Here is an 18,212-nt window from a genome sequence, read left to right on the forward strand (position 1 = left end):
GAATTTAGTTGACCTTCAATAGTTTTTGCAATAGGTGCAATGGCTTTCAGCATTTCTAATGACGAAAAAGATTCTGTAATATTCAACTCATTCAGGTTTAAATCCATAGAAAAAGTTGCTTTTTTACCTTTTGTTGAAACAGTACCATCAAAACCTATATTACCCCCAAAAACATTAGTTTGTAAATTTTTAAGATTTACAGTTTCATCTTTTAAAGTTACAGTACCTTTTACCTCTTTTAAATTGATGTTATCATAAACTACATTATTAGCTTTCGCATTAAGAATAATGTCTAAAAAAGCGGGCACTTTTAAAGATGATTTTGCCTCTTTTTTTTTAGTAGAAGTAGTGTCTTTAGTTAAAAAATCAGCAACGGTTAGGTTGTTAGAGTTTAAATTAAAATTTCCTTTAAGTTTTTGATTATCAAATAAAAATCCATAGAAATTGTCTAAATTCCCAGTAATGTTTAAATCTGAATTTCCAGTTTTTGCATCAAATTCTTTTAGCTGAATTTTTGAGGTATCAAAATCAATAGCCGTTTTAGAAATATAAAAAGGATTTGCAACATCTTTATCATCATATTTAAAATTACTCACAGTAATATTACCACTGTTTTTAATATTTTGATAGCTACGTTTTTCAATCGAATTCATATCAAAACTAGTGGAGATATCAGCATTCAAAACTCCAGCTAATTTTTTTTCTAACGAAATAGGATATACTTTATCAATGTTATTTAAATTGATTGTTCCTTTAGCAGATAAATTAATTTTAGGGTTTTGAGTGATATTGCTCAAACTACCACTAGCATTAAAAATATCTTTATCAATCTTAAAAGAAACAGTTTTAAAAGAGAGATAGGTATCTTTAGTATTCCCGGTTTTGTTGATAATTTTAGTATCCAAATTAATATTAGTCACAGCTTTTTGCAGTGTATTATATTTAAACATTGCATTTTTTGATTGAAGAGAAATGTCTAATTTAGGGATTGAATTTTCTGAATAATACCCATTTATTGTTCCACTTAAATCAAAATTACCTTCAGTTTTTATGTCTTTTAAATTACCTGAATATTGTTTTGGTAATAAAGCTAAAGCATTTTTAAAGGACGATGTTGGTGTTTTAAACGTAATGTCATAGAGCTGTTTATCATCGACTAACTGAATAAAACCATCAAATTTTAATGGCAATTGATTTATAAAACCTTCATTTTCTTTAAACGTATATTTTAATTCTTTTAGGTTGATAGCCAATAAGGCATCTAAACTCACATCTACATTACTGATATAATTTACACCTTCCATATCTAAATGCAATTTGGCAGTGGTTTTGGTATCCAAATCAAGAATTTCTTTGGCAAAGTTTCCTTTTCCTGTATGATTAATTTGGCTAATATTTAAATGTGTTTTAGTGGATTCATCAGTATATAAAAAATCTATATTTTCTAAAGTATATTCTTTTATGTTGAGTGATAAATTACTTTCTTGACTATTTTTTTCTGTTGATGTATCCTCTTTTTTTGCAATATCATAATTACCAATATTATCTTTATTTATTTTGATGTTTATAAAACCATCAGAAGTAGAAATACTAGACAGTTCTAATGTTTCGCCAGTATTTTTAAAAAGCTCTGTAATCTTCATACTTAAGTTTAGTTTTTTTGCTGTAAAAAGTGTATCACCTAAAAAAGGCTCTTTATTAACAACTGCAATGTCTTCAATAGAAACACTTGCCAATGGAAAATTGGTAAACAAACTTAAATCAGAATCTTTAAAAGTGATGGTTGCATTAACGTCATTGTTAGCTGTATTTACAACCATTTGCACAATTTTATCTTTAAATAAAAAGGGAATAGAAACCAAACCAATAATCAATATTAAAAAAATACCAATTACCCATTTTAAAATTTTCTTTCCTTTTGACTTTTTCTTCTTATTCATAAAATACTATATTATTTACTAGACAAAATTAAAGCATTCCTTATTTTATTTTTGCTTAAATAGTGTTAATAATAACGCAAAAGAAAAGCAAAAAAAATATCCAACTAGTTTTTGCTAGTTGGATATTATAACTTTAAAAATAAGACTATTATTGTTGATACTTATCCATAGCCTCTTGAATTTGTTGTTCAATTTCACTCCAATCTGTTGTTGCAAAATAATAAGCATTATAAGCAAAGTATAAACCATTAATTACTAAAGTAACTAAAGCAAAGGTTTTAGCATTACCCATAGCAGTAATTTCTTCTGGATCATAATCTTCTGGGTTTGCTTCTACTTCTTTCATTTTTTTATTTGCAATTAAAAATGATGGAAGTGCCAAAATAATTCCTAAACCAGCAAAACAGCAGCATAAAATACTTAAAGAAGATAGCACATAGATAAGTGTAGTGTTTAATTTTTTCATTTTTGATTTTTTCTAAAGATTAATTTTAATTAGATAGTTGATAATTATTATTGATAAATTAAAGTAAGCTAATCTAGTAATTATTTTGTTGGATTGCTTAAACTTTTTAAAAAAATTGATTAGAATAAATACAGCTAAAATCAGCATTGTAAAAATCGCAGGATACATTTTAAAGGCACTCCAAAACTCACCATGAATTAAAAAAACAAAAGAACGCTGCAAACCACAACCCAAACAGTCAAAACCGAAAAAAGTTTTGCTAAAACAAGGTAGCATATAGTCTTCTATAGATAAAAACATCAGTTTATTTAAACATATTCATTCCTGGAATATTAGGCATTCCACTTTTTGCAGCAACAGCCAACTCATTTTCATTAATGGCAGTAGCTTTTTCAATAGCTTTATTTAAAGTGATAATTAAATAATCTTCTAACTCTTCAGCATCATTTAATAAAGTCTCATCTATAGTAATGGCTTTAATTTTTCTATTAGCAGTTAAAGTTACTTTTACTTTATTATCAGAAGAAGCCTCATCAATCAAAACTGTATCTAATCTTTTTTTAGTTTCTTCAACTTTTTCTTGAGCCTCTTTCAGCTTTCCCATCATTCCAGATAAATCTCCAAACATAATTTTTGTATTAAATTTTTAACAAAATTACTAATTTAACATGAATTTTGCAGGACTAATAAATGAGAAAACTTTTTCGTTACACATTCGTATTATATCTTATTTTTGCAACCGCTTGTAAAATGATAACTAGTATATGAAAATTTCTAATATTGAAATTCCAATAGCAAAAAAGAAACTTACTCATCTAGAAAAACATGGAGATGTTAGGGTTGATAATTATTTTTGGATGCGTTTATCTGATGACCAAAAATTAGCACCTGTTAAAGATGAACAAACACAAGAGGTAATTGATTATTTAAATTCTGAAAACACTTATTTTGATAGGGTTACTGCAGATACCAAAGATTTTCAAGAAGCATTATTTTTAGAAATGAAGGGTAGAATTAAAGAAGATGATGCTTCTGTACCTTACAAAAGCAATGGTTATTTTTATATAACTCGCTATGAAAAAGGAAAACAATACCCAATTTATAGTCGCAAAAAAGAGACGTTAAAGACAGATGAGCAAATCCTCTTTGATGTTAATAAAATGGCAAAAGGTTTTGAATATTATCAATTAGGAGGTTTAAATGTATCACCCAATAATAAACTAGCTGTTTTTGCGACTGATACAGTAAGTAGAAGGCAGTATTTTTTGAGAGTAAAAAATCTAGAAACAGGAAAAATTTACAAGGATATTATTGATAATACAACTGGAGGTTCAGTTTGGGCAAATGATAACAAAACCATTTTTTACACCAAGAAAAACCCTGTAACATTAAGAAGCGAAAAGATATTTAAACATGTTTTAGGTACACCAATTTCTGAAGATGTAGAAGTGTATCATGAAAAAGATGAAACCTTTGGATGTTATGTAACTAAATCAAAATCAAAGAAATATATTATTATTAGCTCGTTTGCAACACAAACTACAGAATCTCGTTTTTTAGATGCTGATACTCCAAATGGTGAATTTAAAATATTACAAGAAAGGATTACAGATTTAGAATATAACGTTTCCCATTATAAAGATCATTTTTATTTTTTAACAAATAAAGACAAAGCTACCAATTTTAAATTGATGAAAACATCTGTTAATAAAACATCAAAAGAAAATTGGGTTGATGTAATCTCACATAGAGAAGATACCTTGTTAGAAGACTTTTCAATATTTAAAGACTATTTGGTTTTAGAAGAACGTAATAATGGATTGAATAAAATTCGAATTAAAAGATGGGACAATCAAGAGGATTATTACTTACCTTTTGATGAAGAAACCTATACAGCAAATGTATATGGAAATCCAGAATTTGACACAGAAATCATAAGATACTCGTACAACTCATTTACAACACCAAGTTCTGTTATTGATTTTAATATGAATAATAAATCAAAGGAAATTAAAAAAGAACAAGAGGTTTTAGGAGGTAAATTTAAAAAGGAAAATTATAAGAGTGAACGTATTTGGGCATCAGCCAGAGATGGAAAAAGAGTAGCCATTTCTTTAGTATATCATAAAAATACAGCACTAAATAAAGATACACCTTTGTTGCAATATGCTTATGGTTCATATGGCTATACCCTTCCAGATAGTTTTTCAACAACACGTTTAAGTCTGTTAGATAGAGGTTTTGTTTATGCAATTGCTCACATAAGAGGAAGCGAATATTTAGGTAGAAATTGGTATGATGATGGTAAAATGCTCAACAAGAAAAATACATTTACAGACTTTATAGATTGTTCTAAATTCTTAATCGAAAAGAAGTATACATCAGCAAAGCATTTATATGCAATGGGTGGTTCTGCTGGCGGATTATTAATGGGAGCTATCATAAACATGAACCCTGAATTATACAATGGCATTATTGCAGCTGTACCTTTTGTAGATGTAATTTCTACAATGTTAGATGACTCAATTCCGTTAACAACTGGCGAATATAATGAATGGGGAAACCCTAATAATAAAGAATACTATGATTATATAAAATCTTACTCACCTTATGATAATGTTATCGCTAAAGAATATCCAAATATGTTAGTTACAACAGGTTTTCATGATAGTCAAGTTCAATATTGGGAACCTGCAAAATGGGTAGCAAAACTCCGTGAGTTAAAAACTGATAACAATATTCTTTTGTTGCATACTAATATGGATTCAGGTCATGGAGGAGCTTCTGGGCGTTTTGAAGCCTTAAAAGAAACTGCAAAAGATTATACTTTCTTATTGGCTTTAGAGGATAAAATATCCATTGAAAAGTAGATAATTGTAAATGAATTTTATTATTCAATAATGATGATTACTTTTGCAATCGCTTAAAGTTTTATAATGACAAGAAATCAAGGAATAACTGATAATATTTTACAATTAGTAGGAGAAACTCCACTTGTAAGATTACACAGTATTACTAAAGATTTTAAAGGTAAATATTTTGCAAAACTCGAAGCTTTTAATCCAGGTCATTCTGCAAAAGATAGAATCGCATTACATATTATAGAAAATGCAGAAAAGAAAGGCATAATTAAAAAGGGGTCAACTATTGTAGAAACTACATCAGGTAATACTGGTTTTAGTTTGGCTATGATTAGCATTGTAAAAGGATACAAGTGCATTTTAGCAGTTAGTGATAAATCTTCGCAAGATAAAATTGATATGCTAAAATCTATGGGAGCAGAAGTGCATATTTGTCCTGCAAACGTAGCAGCAGATGACCCAAGATCTTATTATGAAGTTGCCAAAAGAATTCATAAAGAAACAAAAAAATCAGTATACATTAATCAATATTTTAATGAGTTAAATATTGATGCACATTACAGAACTACAGGCCCAGAAATTTGGAAACAAACAGAAGGCAAAATTACACATTTGGTTGTTGCAAGTGGAACTGGAGGCACAATTTCTGGAACTGGAAAATACCTGAAAGAACAAAATCCGAACATTAAAATACTAGCTGTAGACGCTTTTGGTTCTGTATTAAAAAAATATCATGAAACTGGTAAGTTAGACATGAATGAGGTTTCACCATATAAAATTGAAGGTTTAGGGAAAAATTTAATTCCTACTGCCACAGATTTTGATGTGATAGATATTTACGAAAAAGTAACAGATAAAGAGTCAGCCTTTGCTTCTAGAGAAATTGTAAAAAAAGAAGGAATCTTTTGTGGCTATACTTCAGGAGCTGTTTTACAAGCTACTAAACAATACAATAATCAAGGATATTTTACAAAAAATAGTTTTGTGGTTTTAATCTTTCCAGATCACGGATCACGTTACATGAATAAAATCTACAACGATTCTTGGATGAAAGCACAAGGCTTCTTGTAGAAAGATTACTACCTTAACAATTTGATTAACTGCGAAAAAAGCGGTTTCTTTGCAAATCGAAAAAAATCAAAAATTATAAGATGGCGTCAGATTTATTTGAAAGAATAAAAGCAGATAAAGGCCCTTTAGGAAAGTGGGCTGATAAAGCAGAAGGATACTATGTTTTTCCAAAATTAGAAGGACCAATTTCTAATAGAATGTCATTTAATGGCAAAAAAGTAGTGACTTGGAGTATTAATGATTATTTAGGATTAGCAAATCATCCAGAAATTTTAAAGGTTGATGGTGAAGCTGCTAACGAGCATGGAATGGCTTATCCAATGGGTGCTAGAATGATGTCTGGTCATACACCTTTGCACGAACAATTAGAACGTGAATGTGCTGAATTTGTTGATAAAGAAAAGTCATATTTATTAAATTTTGGTTACCAAGGAATCATGTCTGCAATAGATGCATTAGTAACAAAAAATGACATTATTGTGTATGATATGGATACTCATGCTTGTATTATAGATGGTGTGCGTTTACATGCAGGTAAACGTTTTGTTTACAAGCATAATGATATGGAAAGTTTCGAAAAAAATATCAAACGTGCAAAAAAAATGGCAGATAAAACTGGTGGAGGAATTCTTGTGATTTCTGAAGGAGTTTTTGGAATGCGAGGTGAACAAGGTCGTTTAAAAGAAATTGTTTCTTTTAAAGAAGAATATGGTTTTAGATTATTAGTAGATGATGCTCATGGTTTTGGAACACTTGGAGAAGGAGGTAGAGGTACAGGTTTTGAGCAAGGTGTACAAGATGAAATTGATGTTTATTTTGCAACTTTTGCAAAATCTATGGCAGGTATAGGAGCATTTTTGGCAGGTGATGCAGATGTAATTCAGTTTTTACAATATAATTTGCGTTCTCAAATGTTTGCAAAATCTTTGCCAATGGCAATGGTTAAAGGAGCATTAAAACGTTTAGATATGATACGTACAATGCCAGAATTAAAAGAGAAGCTATGGAGAAATACCAATGCTTTACAATCTGGTTTACGAAATGCTGGTTTTGATTTAGGAACTACACAAACTTGTATAACACCAGTATTTTTAAAAGGAGATATACCAGAAGCAATGGCAATGGTTAATGACTTAAGAGAAAATCATGGAATTTTCTGTTCTATAGTTGTATATCCAGTAATACCAAAAGGATTAATTATTTTAAGGTTAATCCCTACAGCTACACATACTCAAGAAGATATAGATGATACTATAACAGCTTTTTCTGCGATAAGAGAAAAGTTAGAAAATGGTACCTACAAAAAGATAGCAGCTTCAATAGTTTGATTTTTTTTAACCCTTATAAATTAATAAAAAAACCGAGCAAAGCTCGGTTTTTTTGATTCATAAAATCTACTATGTTTATACTTATATAAAAAATAATATTATCTTCTTAATAGAGAGAAATGTCCTTTTTTATTTATGACTGGTTTTGTATTATCAGCAGGTACTAAAGTAATATTATACCAGTAATCATCTGAAGGTAAAACTTTACCTTTAAATGTTCCATTCCAACCTTGTCCATCAATGGGGACTTGTCCTACAAGCTTTCCAAACCTGTTGAATATATTAATACTGCTATCTGGATAAAAGGTTTTATTAGCACCTTTAATTACCCAAGTTTCATTTTCGTTATCACCATTTGGTGTAAAGAATTTTGGAAATTGGATTACAGAAACTAATAAGGTTGTGTCTGGTAAACATCCATTTTTATCATTCACTATAATTTGATATATACCACCTTCTAAATTTTCAAAAAGCGGTTCATCTTGAAAACCTGCAAAAGGTGTTCTTGTATTGTCATCAGTATTTAATATTGCAAATTGATAATCTCCAGGGCCTAAATCGTTATTAATAGTATCTATAGAAATTGATAAATTTCGTTCATTATTAATGATGTTAGATTCATCTACAATAGTGATAAAGCTTGAATTTAACGTTGCAATATTAGATGGTCTTACCTCTATGGTTTCTTCTCTAGAACACATAGAACCATCTCTTGTTGTAGCAGTAACTTTATAATTACCAGGAGTAGATATGTCAATATTATCGGTTGAAGTAGTGTTTAAAGGTGTTCCATTTTCATCTGTCCAAACATAAGAATATACATCGTTTGGATTTTCTACAGAAATATTTAATGGTAAATCATTTAAACATAATATTTGTGGTGTTGTTACTGTAAAACTTGGTAAAGGATGGATAATAAGATCAAATTCTGCATCATCATTTACACAAAGTGTCTTCTTATTCTGAATACGTACATATATCCTTTCTGTTGGGTTAGTGTTTTCGTAAGGTGATAAAATAGGAGAATCTCCAGAAGATGCATCAGCTTTAGTTTTGTGAAATGTAACATTAAAATCATTAGAGTTTTGAGTAGAACCTAAAATTTCAGTTATTTTACTGTCAAAATCTATATCTTGAATTACTTGATTAGTATCATCTCCATCATCATTATTATCACAATAAGGTAAATTTGTAGGAGGTATAAATGTAGGTTCTGGATTTACAACAATAGTAAGCGTAGATTGGTCAAATACACAACCAGTATTCTTGTCAAGAATTCGAATAAATAAAACTTCTTCACTAATATTTGTTGTAGCATCAATCGTAACTCTAGTATCATCAGAATCATAACTAATTTTATCAATACCTGTAGAATTTAAATCCATTAAATCTGCCTGTGTTTTATGATATGTAATTGTAAAATCAGCAGCATTTCTTGCACCTAAAATATCTGCATCTCTTTGGCTCACATCAATATTTTGGGCAAGTCCGTTTCTAACATCACCATCTTTAGTTCCTACATCACATACTTCTAAAGAGGGTATTGCAGTTGTAATTATTGGTAAAGGATTGATAATTACATTAAAACTTGTGTGAGGATTTACACAACTTGTGGTTTTATTTTCTACTCTTACAAAAATTTCTTGAGTAACTGTATCTCCTTGAGTAAATGTTGGAGGTACATCATTTGTAAACTGTGTAGGTGTATCTATGTAGTCTGCATTTGAAGTATCACCAGAAATTGCAGTTGCCTCTGATTTAAAAAAGTAGAAATTAAAATCATTTCTATTTTGATTTGTACCTGCAAGTAATTCATCAATTCTTTGTGTTAAATCTATATTTCTATTGCTACCATTCGAAAAATTTCCATCAATTGCACCAGTATCACATTCGGAAATTGGAGAAAGCGTTTCACTACTCACTTTAGGTACACTATTAATTTGCAGTATAAATTCTCCCAACCCTTGGCAGTTATTATTTACTGTACTTAAAATTTTATAGTAAATTGGAAATTGAACACCACCATTGATTTGGGTGATATTAATTTTATTGATATCATTTCTATAGTTAGTGATATCAATTTCGTTTAACGTGTTTGCTCTATCTTGTATATTTTCAAAATATAAAACTCTTGTATTTGCTGGTGGGTTAATATTTGCTTCTATATTAGCTTTATCTAATGAAAAATTAGTAATATTATCAGTATCGTTATTCATACCAGTAGTATCATTTCCATTAGCATCTAAAAAATCGTCACATACAGGAGGCTGTAGAGCATTATATGGGTTATCTGGTGTTTGACCGACATTTATTTTTAACTCAATTAAATCTCTAGAACAATTTTGATTCGTAGTAACTCTTACAAAAACAGACTGTGTAGTATTTACTTGAACAGGATAAGATGTTGGGTCAGTTATTAAATTTGTGCCAGATGCATCTACAAAGTAAGTAAATGTTGCATTTGGTGTTTCAGAAATATTAAATTCAGCATTTTTTAAGTTTACAGTAGGATTGTTATTATTTGCAGCTATACATTGATCTAACTCTGGATTAGATTTTAGTACTGGTAAAGGATCTACTATTAACTCTAAATTAGTTGATGCATCATAACAGTTTACATTGTCTTTATTTTCTACTCTAATAAAAACTATTTGAGAAATTGTTACTGAATGATTTGCATTTTTAGGAATTACAGTTGTTGGGTCATTATTTTCAGCACCAATTTGAGTAGTATGATAAGTGATATTATATTGAGTTGGATCTAAACCATCTAAAGTTTCAGTATCTTTTGTATTTAATAAAAACGTTTGTACTTCACCATTTATATCATTTCCATCATCATCATTATCGCAAATTCTGTAAGGTGTTGGTTGTTTGGGTACAGGCAAATCTGTAACTGATAAAACAAAATCGGTAACTGCAAAACAAGCATTTGGTGCTAACTTATTTTGTACGCGAGCATAAATATTTTGAGAGCTAAAAGCAGTTGGATTTGTATAAGGATTCAAAATTTCGGTACCTACTGTATTAGCGTTAGCTTTATCCATTGTATCAAAATATTTCACTTCAAAAGTATTTGAATCCAATCCGTCTAAAATTTCAGTGTCTTTTAAAGTATTTAAATCAAATGAATTAAAACCATCTCTATCAGTATCACAAAAAACGATATCATCTGGTTTTTTGGCACTGGCTTGTTCATAAACTTCTATTTTAAAGGTTGCATTAAACTCAACAGGGTTATTACAACCATCAATAGCAGTAATTTTTAGACTATAAGTTCCAGCTTCACTAGCGGTAATATTTGTAAGTTCTAAATTTTTTATAGTAGCCGAATTAGATATTTCAGTGATATTTACTCCATCAGTGTATGTCCAAATATAGTTTTCATTTGATGTGCCAACATCAAGATCATCAGGTTTAATAGTTTTATTTTGATTAACACATAACTGTAAAGCTTGATTGCTTACTATAGGAAGGTTTGTATCTGAATCTGTTAGATTTATGGGTAATAAAAGAGATGAAATAAAAGGAGGTAGACCTTGGGTAGCAAATTTTGTACCTAAATAAATTGCATTTTTTGTAAAAATAACTTTAGAAGCTACTTCATAAGGGTTTTCAATTACATCTAAATATGGAGCATCTCCATTGGGGTTTGCTGCATTATTAGGATCTTGATAGGCTAAAGGTATTGTTGCATATATTTTTCCATCTGGGCCTAGTTGCAAAGCTCCTCTAAAACCTCCTTGTGGAAAATCTGTACTTCCTGCTAATTGTTCGTGAATTATAGTTCCAGATCCAGGTATATCAGCATCAGTCAGATCAAATTGGAATAATTTATAATTAACAGGGGCATTGGAAAGAGTTTGTCTAAAACCAGAAACAGTTGAAACGTATAGTTTTTTTGAATCTGCTGAAAACTCGATTCCATAGGGTTGACCTCCATTAAAGCTTCCATTTATTCCATTTAATAGAATAGTTCCATTATTAGGACTAACTTTTCCATTACTATTGTCAAAATCATACAATACAGCATTAGAACTTTGATTAGCAATCGCTAATTTAGAACCATCAGGAGATAATTTTAAATACCCTCTTCCACTGACAAAATTATTTACTGGACTAGGCACTGGAGTTAAATTTACTCCAGAATCATCAATTTTAAAAGAATAAAAATTTGTATTGTCTGCAGATACAACCCAAAAAGTGTTACATTCTTTACCTCTAACAGCAGCTACTTTTTCTGTCCAATCATTATGAAGTCCATTAGATAAATCTGTAAAAAAAACACCGTCATTATTTTCATCAATTAGCTGCCCATTACCATTATTCAAAGACATATCTATGGTATAATAATTTAATCCTTTACCATCTTCAGTAATACCTCCATTATTATTAAAACTTGGCCCATCATCAACAGTAAAAAGATAATATATTGTTGAGGAGCCTGGTTTAGGTATTATCATTCCAGATTGTGTGCTTGAAGGGTCACCTTTTAAATCATCTGCTCTATTACCATTGGTATACGTCATTAAGTTATGATTTCTATCAAAAACTTTAATTCCATCTGAATAAAAAAGTAAATTACCATTAGAATCTGAAAAAGATGAGCATCCCTCTAGTGTATTAATCTGTCCGTTCAACAAAAATCTAGGTGGGCTTTCATTAAAGTCAATACCAGCATTTTCACCAAAATACCAGATATTAGCTTCCTTTTGAGAAAATATATTTAATGTAAAAAGTAAGAATATTATTAACGAAAAATTCTTCATTTAATAGAGTTTATAATAGAATATTCAAATATATTTAAAAACTAGCACAATTACTCAATTTTTAACATTGATAAAAGTGATTATTTTTAGACGTAAGGATTAAACATTTGTAACATTTTTTAAATAAAAGCTACATATATTTAAAGTTATATTTCTTATACTTAAAAAAAATAACGAAATTGCTTTTTCAAAAATTGTTCAACCTTATAAAAAACTAAAATAATATGTCTGATGATTTTGATTTATTAGAAACAAATTCTAATGAGAAAACTGAAAAAGTAGATGTAAATTGGGGTAAAGCCATAGATACAATGAAATCTAAATTAGCTCAAGAAGACGACCCACAATCTCGTCAAAAAATACTGAATGCAACTTTAGATGATGTTGTACATATGGCTGAAAAAGACAGAACCACACTTTTAGACGCTATTAAAGATTTGACAGATTATCAAGATGAAGTAGGGATTATGTTTGAGAAATTCTCTTCTTTAAATCCTAAAGAGCAAAAAGTTATTGATGATGCTCAAAAAGAATTAGAAAGAGCCAGAATTGAATTAGAAGATGCTCAAAATAAACCAGATACTTGGTGGAATAATCTTTGGGGAAGAAAATCGAAAATAAAAAAAGAAATAGAAGAATTTGCTGAAGCAGAGAAAGTAAGAGCTGGTGCTGATAATAAGGCAAAAGCAATGTTTCAAGAACGTATTGAAAGTGCAGATGTAGAAACTTTATTAAGTGAACTTTCTTACAAATCTCAAGCTGCTGTTACCCGTTTAAAAAATAGGGAAGTTGAAATTAAAGAAGTAGAAGAAAAGTTAAAAACGGCTATTGTTGAAGCTTCCAAAAATCACACAAAATCTTTAGAAAAGAAAAAAGAGATTGAAGGTAAGCTAGAAGAACAATATGCTTTGTTAAAACAAGCACGTCAAGAATTAGATGAAATTGCAGACAAGCAATCAACAGCATATTCTGAAGCTATTGGAAAAGTAACAACAATTGAGCAAAAAGTTGAAGAGTTAGAAGGGCTTAAAAATGCCTATACAACATTAGCAGCAAGTAAAGATAGTTTTGTACATAAACATAATTTAACGATTAAAGTATTGACTTCTCTGCGTTCTAATTTACAAACTCACAGAGCAAAATTAAAGTCAGATACTGAAGAAAGATTAAAGTATTATGATGGTTATGTAGTGGCTTTAAAAGCGAGAACAGATCAAGAATTTGCTGGAATTTTAGAGCATTTAGGTGTAAAAACAGATGAACATATAGGTGAAACTTTAGCTTCTATGCATTCTGCAAGTGCTAGAGCTCGTCAAGAAATGATGGATAATATTCCTGTTCATGAAAAAGTAATGAAAGGCGTGTATAGCACTTATGCAGAAGCACTTCACGAAATCAGAGAAAAAGACATCGACATTCAAAAGAATTTTGCAGACAGATATGGAATAGACATGAAAGAGATTTTCGAGGATTATTATAAAGCTGATAAAGAAACACCAACTTTAGAAGATATTCCTACAGAAAAACCGAAAGTTGATAATTCAAATGATGATATGTTATCTTAAATGAGTAAGTAGTATTCAGTCAATAGTTCTCATTCCAATGTTGACTGTTTACTGAAAACTGCAAACTGAATACTAAAAAATGATTCCAACTCCTTTAGATTCTGCTGCTTTAAATTCCAAAGAACAATATGTTTTCTATCATAAAATGGTAGATTTTGTTCTAAAAGAATTGATTGTAAGCATTCAGCAAGAAGCTTTATGTTCTCAACAAGAATTAATTTTCTTCAAACAATATTCAGATTTGTTATTGTATTCTATTGAAGCAATGCGAATTAAATATATGTACGATGAGGAAGATAATATGAAAGTCGATTTAACAGATTCAGGATTTCCTAATTATTTAGAGTTTCGTTTTTTGTATAATGATTTAGAATTACGTGAAAATTATATTGATAAGTTAGTTGATATAGATAGTCTAAAATCACAATTTTTAGATACGCTTTTACGTAAAAAACAACCAATTAAAAAGAGAGATTTATTTAAAGCGTCATCAATAATATATTATACTTCTGTTAATAAAAAACTCATTTTCAATCGATTTGTACAAGGTAAAATTTTGGAAGGTCCTGAAAATGCAAACTATCAATATGTAACAAGTTGGAGTTTTTACGATGTAAGTCACAACAGACCTTTTATTTGTTTTATGTATTTTGATTATGATAAAAGAGATGCTATAAGAGACAAAGAAAAAATTTATCAAGTTTTAAAAGAAAGTGCAGATAGAGAAATGCCTTTAGATGCAATGGCTTATAATATTGATAGAAAACTAGAAGATATTCGTCCAAAACACATTAAAAGAATCGATTTAGGGCCTTTGCACAATGTTTTTGCAAAAGATGAAAACGAAATAACGCATACTATTCTAAAAGCCATAGCTGATAAAACAATAACATTAGATTCATATGCTTTATCATTAAAAATTGATGAAGTTTTTTCTGGAGATACTTTTACAGAAGGAGGTTTTTTTACAAAACAAACCATGCAAAAATGGAGCGAAGTTGTAAAACAACAATATCTTTTTGCATCACATAGAGTAATTCAATTACTTTACAATCAAGTGCCAAGAGCTTTAGATAAACTCGAGAAAGAACCAATTTTAATGTCTGATCTTAAGGTTAAGTAGTAAATAAAATTTAAAGCTATCAAAGACCTTACAGGTTTTGAAAACCTGTGAAGTCTGTAAATTGAAAACAGAAAAAAATGGAACACAACTCAACATTTCCTATAAAACAAAACGAATTAGATGTACTTCGTGATGAAGCTACAGACTATATAAAATCCGTTCAGTGGGAACAAGGTAATAAAGCAAAAAGTAGAGAAAAAAATGCCAAAGACGATTCCATTTTGCTGTATTTATCAAGAGCAAATAATGGAAGTAATGTTGAAGTTACTTCCGTTTCTAAAACTATTTTGGCGTTAAAAAAACGATTATTGCCAGATTCAATTGCAATTCCTGTTCATTTAAATCAAACATTATTTGCAGTTCAAGAAGGCTTAACTTTAGGAATTTGGATTAAAGATGCTTATTATGATGCATCAGGTTTATCAGCTTTAAATGAACGAAAAACGGCTTTAGATTCATCAGGAAAAAGAGAGTTTGAAAGCAAATTACAAACAGCAACTGCTTTTCAATTATTTGCAACATCCTATAAAATTTTACACGATTTAAAATCTTTTGCTTCTGATGATTTATCTGTAATGAAACAAAAGTTTGCAGGCATTCCAGAAGTATCTTTTTTATCGCCCTTAAAAGGAATTGCGTGTGCTTTATTTTACTTTGATAAATATTTAGGTCATCCAGAAATCATAAAATCAGACAAAGATGTTGTCGATTTTACTGTTGTTTATTTTGAAGCTTTAATTGATGAAATTCAGTTGCGTAAAAGCAGTTTAGAATATACAGAAACTATTGTAGACAGAACCTATAAATTAGAAAATTCAGATTTCGCAGTTTCAGGTTGGGAAAACGTTTTTCAAGGAACAGCTAAAAGTGTAGAGTTCAATAAAATTCAATTTGAGCAAATTGTAGGAAATAAAGATGCAAAACATTTTGCTCGTAGATTAACAGAAAGAATGTTGAGCTACGATTTTGAAGCACAGAAAAATCCGTTTCAAGAATTAGGTGGTTTTATGCCTGTTTTTATGGGATATGGAATTCCAGGAACAGGAAAAAGTATGTTAATTGCAGCAATTGCAACTCGTTTAAAAGAACATTGTGATCATTTAGATATTCCGTTTTTATTTCATCCAATGCCAGATACTCTAATCTCTACTTTTCAAGGAGGTTCTGCAGAAAAAATGGTAGAATGGATGAAACCAATGCAAGATCCAACTAAAATTATTTTTGCACCAATTGATGATGCAGAAAACAATTTACAAGAAAGAACAGCACAAGGTGTTTCTGCTGGAGTTAAAGAAGTTATTGGTGTTTTCTTACGATATACAGAAGGTGCGTATGCTGTAAATTATGGAAATTCGTCTGTGGGCTTATTTACAAACCTACCTGAAATGCTAGACAAAGCAGTGATTTCTAGAGTACAAGGAAGGTTTAAAATTGATGGAGCAAGAACAGAGCACGATTTTTTAGATCAAGATTATATTTGGTGGAAAAAGTTTGAAAAAACGATTCCAAATTTTGTGAATATGCAAAATCCACAGAATTATGATTTTTTGAAAGATCAAGGTTTGGCAAAAAATATGGGAGATATTTTAAATTCCGTAGAAAAACCATCAGAACGCAGCGTTTTAGAAGCTTATGACAAAGCAAGTCAAAAACACAAAACCAATGAGCATTTATTTTTTGCGACTTTATATAAAGAAATTCAAAAAATATTTCCATTCTTTTCATCAAGAGATGTTAGAAACATTCAATCTGCAATTTCATTGCGATTAACAGATTTTGATTTGGAGCAAGATTGGTTTGATAATCCTGAAACTTATTTCAAAAAAGATTATGCTACTAAATTGAATATGTTGCAAGAATTGATGAAAGCGAATATGAAAGGCTTGGATTTTTCTGAAATCAGAAGACAAGAAGTAGTGCGTTATTTAGATAATGTAGCAACTATAGCTGATACAGATTTTAAGCGTAAAGTTGATGCAAGAGTGAATCAGTTGAATATTGATTTGGAGGCAAGAAGAAATTTTGAAAATGGAAACTAAAAAGAAAATTAGCAATATAACATCAAAAGTAGCATCCAATTTTTGGGGAAAATTAGAACACGTAAACTTTGATTTTACGTTCAAAAATGGAAAATCTGTAAACTTAACACACGAAGTTTATGGTAAAAGTGATGGAGTTGCTATCTTATTATATAATCCTAAAACAAAAAAAGTAATTTTATCCAAACAATTTAGAATGCCAGTTTTTGTTGCAGGAGTTGATAACGGATTTTCTATTGAAGTTGTTGGTGGAGCTTTAGATGAAAATGAAACTGCAAAAACTTGTGTAATTAGGGAAACAGAAGAAGAAGTAGGCTATAGAATATCAGAAGTAAAAAAAGTAAGTACAGTTTTTTTATCTCCAGGAATCGTAAAAGAGAGAGTACATCTTTTTGTTGGTAAATACAAAGATTCTGATAAAACTGAAAATGGTGGAGGTTTAGAAGATGAAAATGAAGAAATTGAAGTTATAGAAACCAACTTTTCTGATGCTCTAAAAATGATTGAAACCGAAGAAATTATTGATGCAAGAACGATTTTATTATTGCAATATTTACAGATAAATAAATTGCTAAAATGAGTGGATTAGAAGAATTTGAAAATTATCAAACAAAGTTTGAAAAAGCAAGTATATTAAGAAGAATAGGTGCTTTTTTAATAGATTTTTTTATTTATTATTTGACTGGTGTTATTTTAGGATTTTTTTTTGATACACAAGATGATGGTGTTTTTAGTTACAATTTAGAAGGATTTCCAGCTTTGGTTAGCCTAGGAATTTTCTTTTTTTTGTGGCCAATTAGTGAAGGCATTTGGGGACAAACTTTAGGAAAACGTTTTTTGGATATTAAAGTAGTTACCAAAACATATGAACCTATTGATATTGGTAAAGCTTTTATTAGATTTTTTGTTGGTTTTGTAGATTGTATACTTGTTGTTGGAATTATTGTAGCAGCTGCAAATAAGGAAAACCAAAGAATTGGAGATTTGGCTGCTGGTACTTTCGTTGTAAAAAGCAAGTATAATGATTAAAAGTGAGATTCAAATTCAAGT

At 29.6% G+C, this 18,212-nt stretch carries 13 protein-coding genes; 8 read left to right on the top strand and 5 right to left on the bottom strand.

Going from position 1 to position 18,212, the window contains the following annotated elements; all coding sequences use genetic code 11:
• The 4 genes from BTO18_RS01520 to BTO18_RS01535 all read right to left on the bottom strand — a co-directional run.
• Nucleotides 1-1,940, bottom strand: a 1,940-nt coding sequence (locus tag BTO18_RS01520) for an AsmA-like C-terminal region-containing protein (protein WP_105017467.1), incomplete at its 3' end; no start/stop codon positions are given.
• Between the two features lie 148 nt (nucleotides 1,941-2,088).
• Nucleotides 2,089-2,406 carry a CCC motif membrane protein gene (locus BTO18_RS01525; RefSeq protein ID WP_105014525.1) on the bottom strand — a complete coding sequence of 106 codons (318 nt, stop codon included), beginning with the start codon at nucleotides 2,404-2,406 and terminating at the stop codon, nucleotides 2,089-2,091.
• 12 nt (nucleotides 2,407-2,418) lie between these two features.
• Entirely contained in the window at nucleotides 2,419-2,706 is a 288-nt protein-coding gene (locus tag BTO18_RS01530; protein ID WP_105014526.1) for a DUF2752 domain-containing protein, read from the bottom strand.
• 4 nt (nucleotides 2,707-2,710) lie between these two features.
• The gene (locus BTO18_RS01535; protein WP_105014527.1) at nucleotides 2,711-3,034 is read right to left on the bottom strand and encodes a YbaB/EbfC family nucleoid-associated protein; all 324 of its coding nucleotides are present in this window, start codon (nucleotides 3,032-3,034) and stop codon (nucleotides 2,711-2,713) included.
• A 136-nt stretch (nucleotides 3,035-3,170) separates the two neighbouring features.
• Here BTO18_RS01535 and BTO18_RS01540 point away from each other — a divergent pair, with 136 nt between their 5' ends.
• The 3 genes from BTO18_RS01540 (at nucleotide 3,171) to capB (ending at nucleotide 7,666) form a co-directional block, all read left to right on the top strand.
• Nucleotides 3,171-5,276 (top strand): S9 family peptidase, encoded by a 2,106-nt coding sequence (locus BTO18_RS01540; RefSeq protein ID WP_105014528.1) that lies wholly within the window; start codon nucleotides 3,171-3,173, stop codon nucleotides 5,274-5,276.
• 66 nt (nucleotides 5,277-5,342) lie between these two features.
• Nucleotides 5,343-6,338, top strand: a complete 996-nt coding sequence (capA, locus tag BTO18_RS01545) for a cysteate synthase (protein ID WP_105014529.1) — start codon at nucleotides 5,343-5,345, stop codon at nucleotides 6,336-6,338.
• An 80-nt stretch (nucleotides 6,339-6,418) separates the two neighbouring features.
• A complete protein-coding gene (gene capB, locus BTO18_RS01550; protein ID WP_105014530.1) occupies nucleotides 6,419-7,666 on the top strand; it encodes a cysteate-C-fatty acyltransferase in 1,248 nt (415 codons plus the stop codon).
• A 98-nt stretch (nucleotides 7,667-7,764) separates the two neighbouring features.
• On the opposite strand, the gene BTO18_RS01555 is transcribed toward capB, so the two are convergent.
• Nucleotides 7,765-12,435: a T9SS type B sorting domain-containing protein gene (locus BTO18_RS01555; RefSeq protein WP_105014531.1), complete on the bottom strand. Its 4,671-nt coding sequence runs from the start codon at nucleotides 12,433-12,435 to the stop codon at nucleotides 7,765-7,767.
• A 224-nt stretch (nucleotides 12,436-12,659) separates the two neighbouring features.
• Here BTO18_RS01555 and BTO18_RS01560 point away from each other — a divergent pair, with 224 nt between their 5' ends.
• From BTO18_RS01560 to BTO18_RS01580, 5 genes are all read left to right on the top strand, one after another.
• Nucleotides 12,660-14,000, top strand: coding sequence for a coiled-coil domain-containing protein (locus BTO18_RS01560; protein WP_105014532.1), 1,341 nt, complete (start codon nucleotides 12,660-12,662; stop codon nucleotides 13,998-14,000).
• A 79-nt stretch (nucleotides 14,001-14,079) separates the two neighbouring features.
• Nucleotides 14,080-15,123: a hypothetical protein gene (locus BTO18_RS01565; protein WP_105014533.1), complete on the top strand. Its 1,044-nt coding sequence runs from the start codon at nucleotides 14,080-14,082 to the stop codon at nucleotides 15,121-15,123.
• A gap of 77 nt (nucleotides 15,124-15,200) precedes the next feature.
• The gene (locus tag BTO18_RS01570) at nucleotides 15,201-17,162 is read left to right on the top strand and encodes an AAA family ATPase (protein ID WP_105014534.1); all 1,962 of its coding nucleotides are present in this window, start codon (nucleotides 15,201-15,203) and stop codon (nucleotides 17,160-17,162) included.
• Nucleotides 17,152-17,742: an NUDIX domain-containing protein gene (locus BTO18_RS01575; protein ID WP_105014535.1), complete on the top strand. Its 591-nt coding sequence runs from the start codon at nucleotides 17,152-17,154 to the stop codon at nucleotides 17,740-17,742. The genes BTO18_RS01570 and BTO18_RS01575 overlap by 11 nt, the downstream gene beginning before the upstream one ends.
• Nucleotides 17,739-18,191: an RDD family protein gene (locus BTO18_RS01580; protein WP_105014536.1), complete on the top strand. Its 453-nt coding sequence runs from the start codon at nucleotides 17,739-17,741 to the stop codon at nucleotides 18,189-18,191. Before BTO18_RS01575 ends, BTO18_RS01580 begins: the two co-directional genes overlap by 4 nt.
• Nucleotides 18,192-18,212 lie beyond the last annotated feature (21 nt).

Source organism: Polaribacter porphyrae, from assembly GCF_002954685.1.
Lineage (GTDB): Bacteria > Bacteroidota > Bacteroidia > Flavobacteriales > Flavobacteriaceae > Polaribacter > Polaribacter porphyrae.

What these genes read in the sequence shown, in the direction of transcription:
- BTO18_RS01540 (WP_105014528.1), top strand. Translation starts at nt 3,171, where the DNA reads ATGAAAATTTCTAATATTGAAATTCCAATAGCAAAAAAGAAACTTACT.
- capA (WP_105014529.1), top strand. Translation starts at nt 5,343, where the DNA reads ATGACAAGAAATCAAGGAATAACTGATAATATTTTACAATTAGTAGGA.
- BTO18_RS01570 (WP_105014534.1), top strand. Translation starts at nt 15,201, where the DNA reads ATGGAACACAACTCAACATTTCCTATAAAACAAAACGAATTAGATGTA.
- BTO18_RS01580 (WP_105014536.1), top strand. Translation starts at nt 17,739, where the DNA reads ATGAGTGGATTAGAAGAATTTGAAAATTATCAAACAAAGTTTGAAAAA.
- BTO18_RS01565 (WP_105014533.1), top strand. Translation starts at nt 14,080, where the DNA reads ATGATTCCAACTCCTTTAGATTCTGCTGCTTTAAATTCCAAAGAACAA.
- capB (WP_105014530.1), top strand. Translation starts at nt 6,419, where the DNA reads ATGGCGTCAGATTTATTTGAAAGAATAAAAGCAGATAAAGGCCCTTTA.
- BTO18_RS01530 (WP_105014526.1), bottom strand. Translation starts at nt 2,706, where the DNA reads ATGTTTTTATCTATAGAAGACTATATGCTACCTTGTTTTAGCAAAACT.
- BTO18_RS01560 (WP_105014532.1), top strand. Translation starts at nt 12,660, where the DNA reads ATGTCTGATGATTTTGATTTATTAGAAACAAATTCTAATGAGAAAACT.
- BTO18_RS01535 (WP_105014527.1), bottom strand. Translation starts at nt 3,034, where the DNA reads ATGTTTGGAGATTTATCTGGAATGATGGGAAAGCTGAAAGAGGCTCAA.
- BTO18_RS01555 (WP_105014531.1), bottom strand. Translation starts at nt 12,435, where the DNA reads ATGAAGAATTTTTCGTTAATAATATTCTTACTTTTTACATTAAATATA.
- BTO18_RS01525 (WP_105014525.1), bottom strand. Translation starts at nt 2,406, where the DNA reads ATGAAAAAATTAAACACTACACTTATCTATGTGCTATCTTCTTTAAGT.
- BTO18_RS01575 (WP_105014535.1), top strand. Translation starts at nt 17,152, where the DNA reads ATGGAAACTAAAAAGAAAATTAGCAATATAACATCAAAAGTAGCATCC.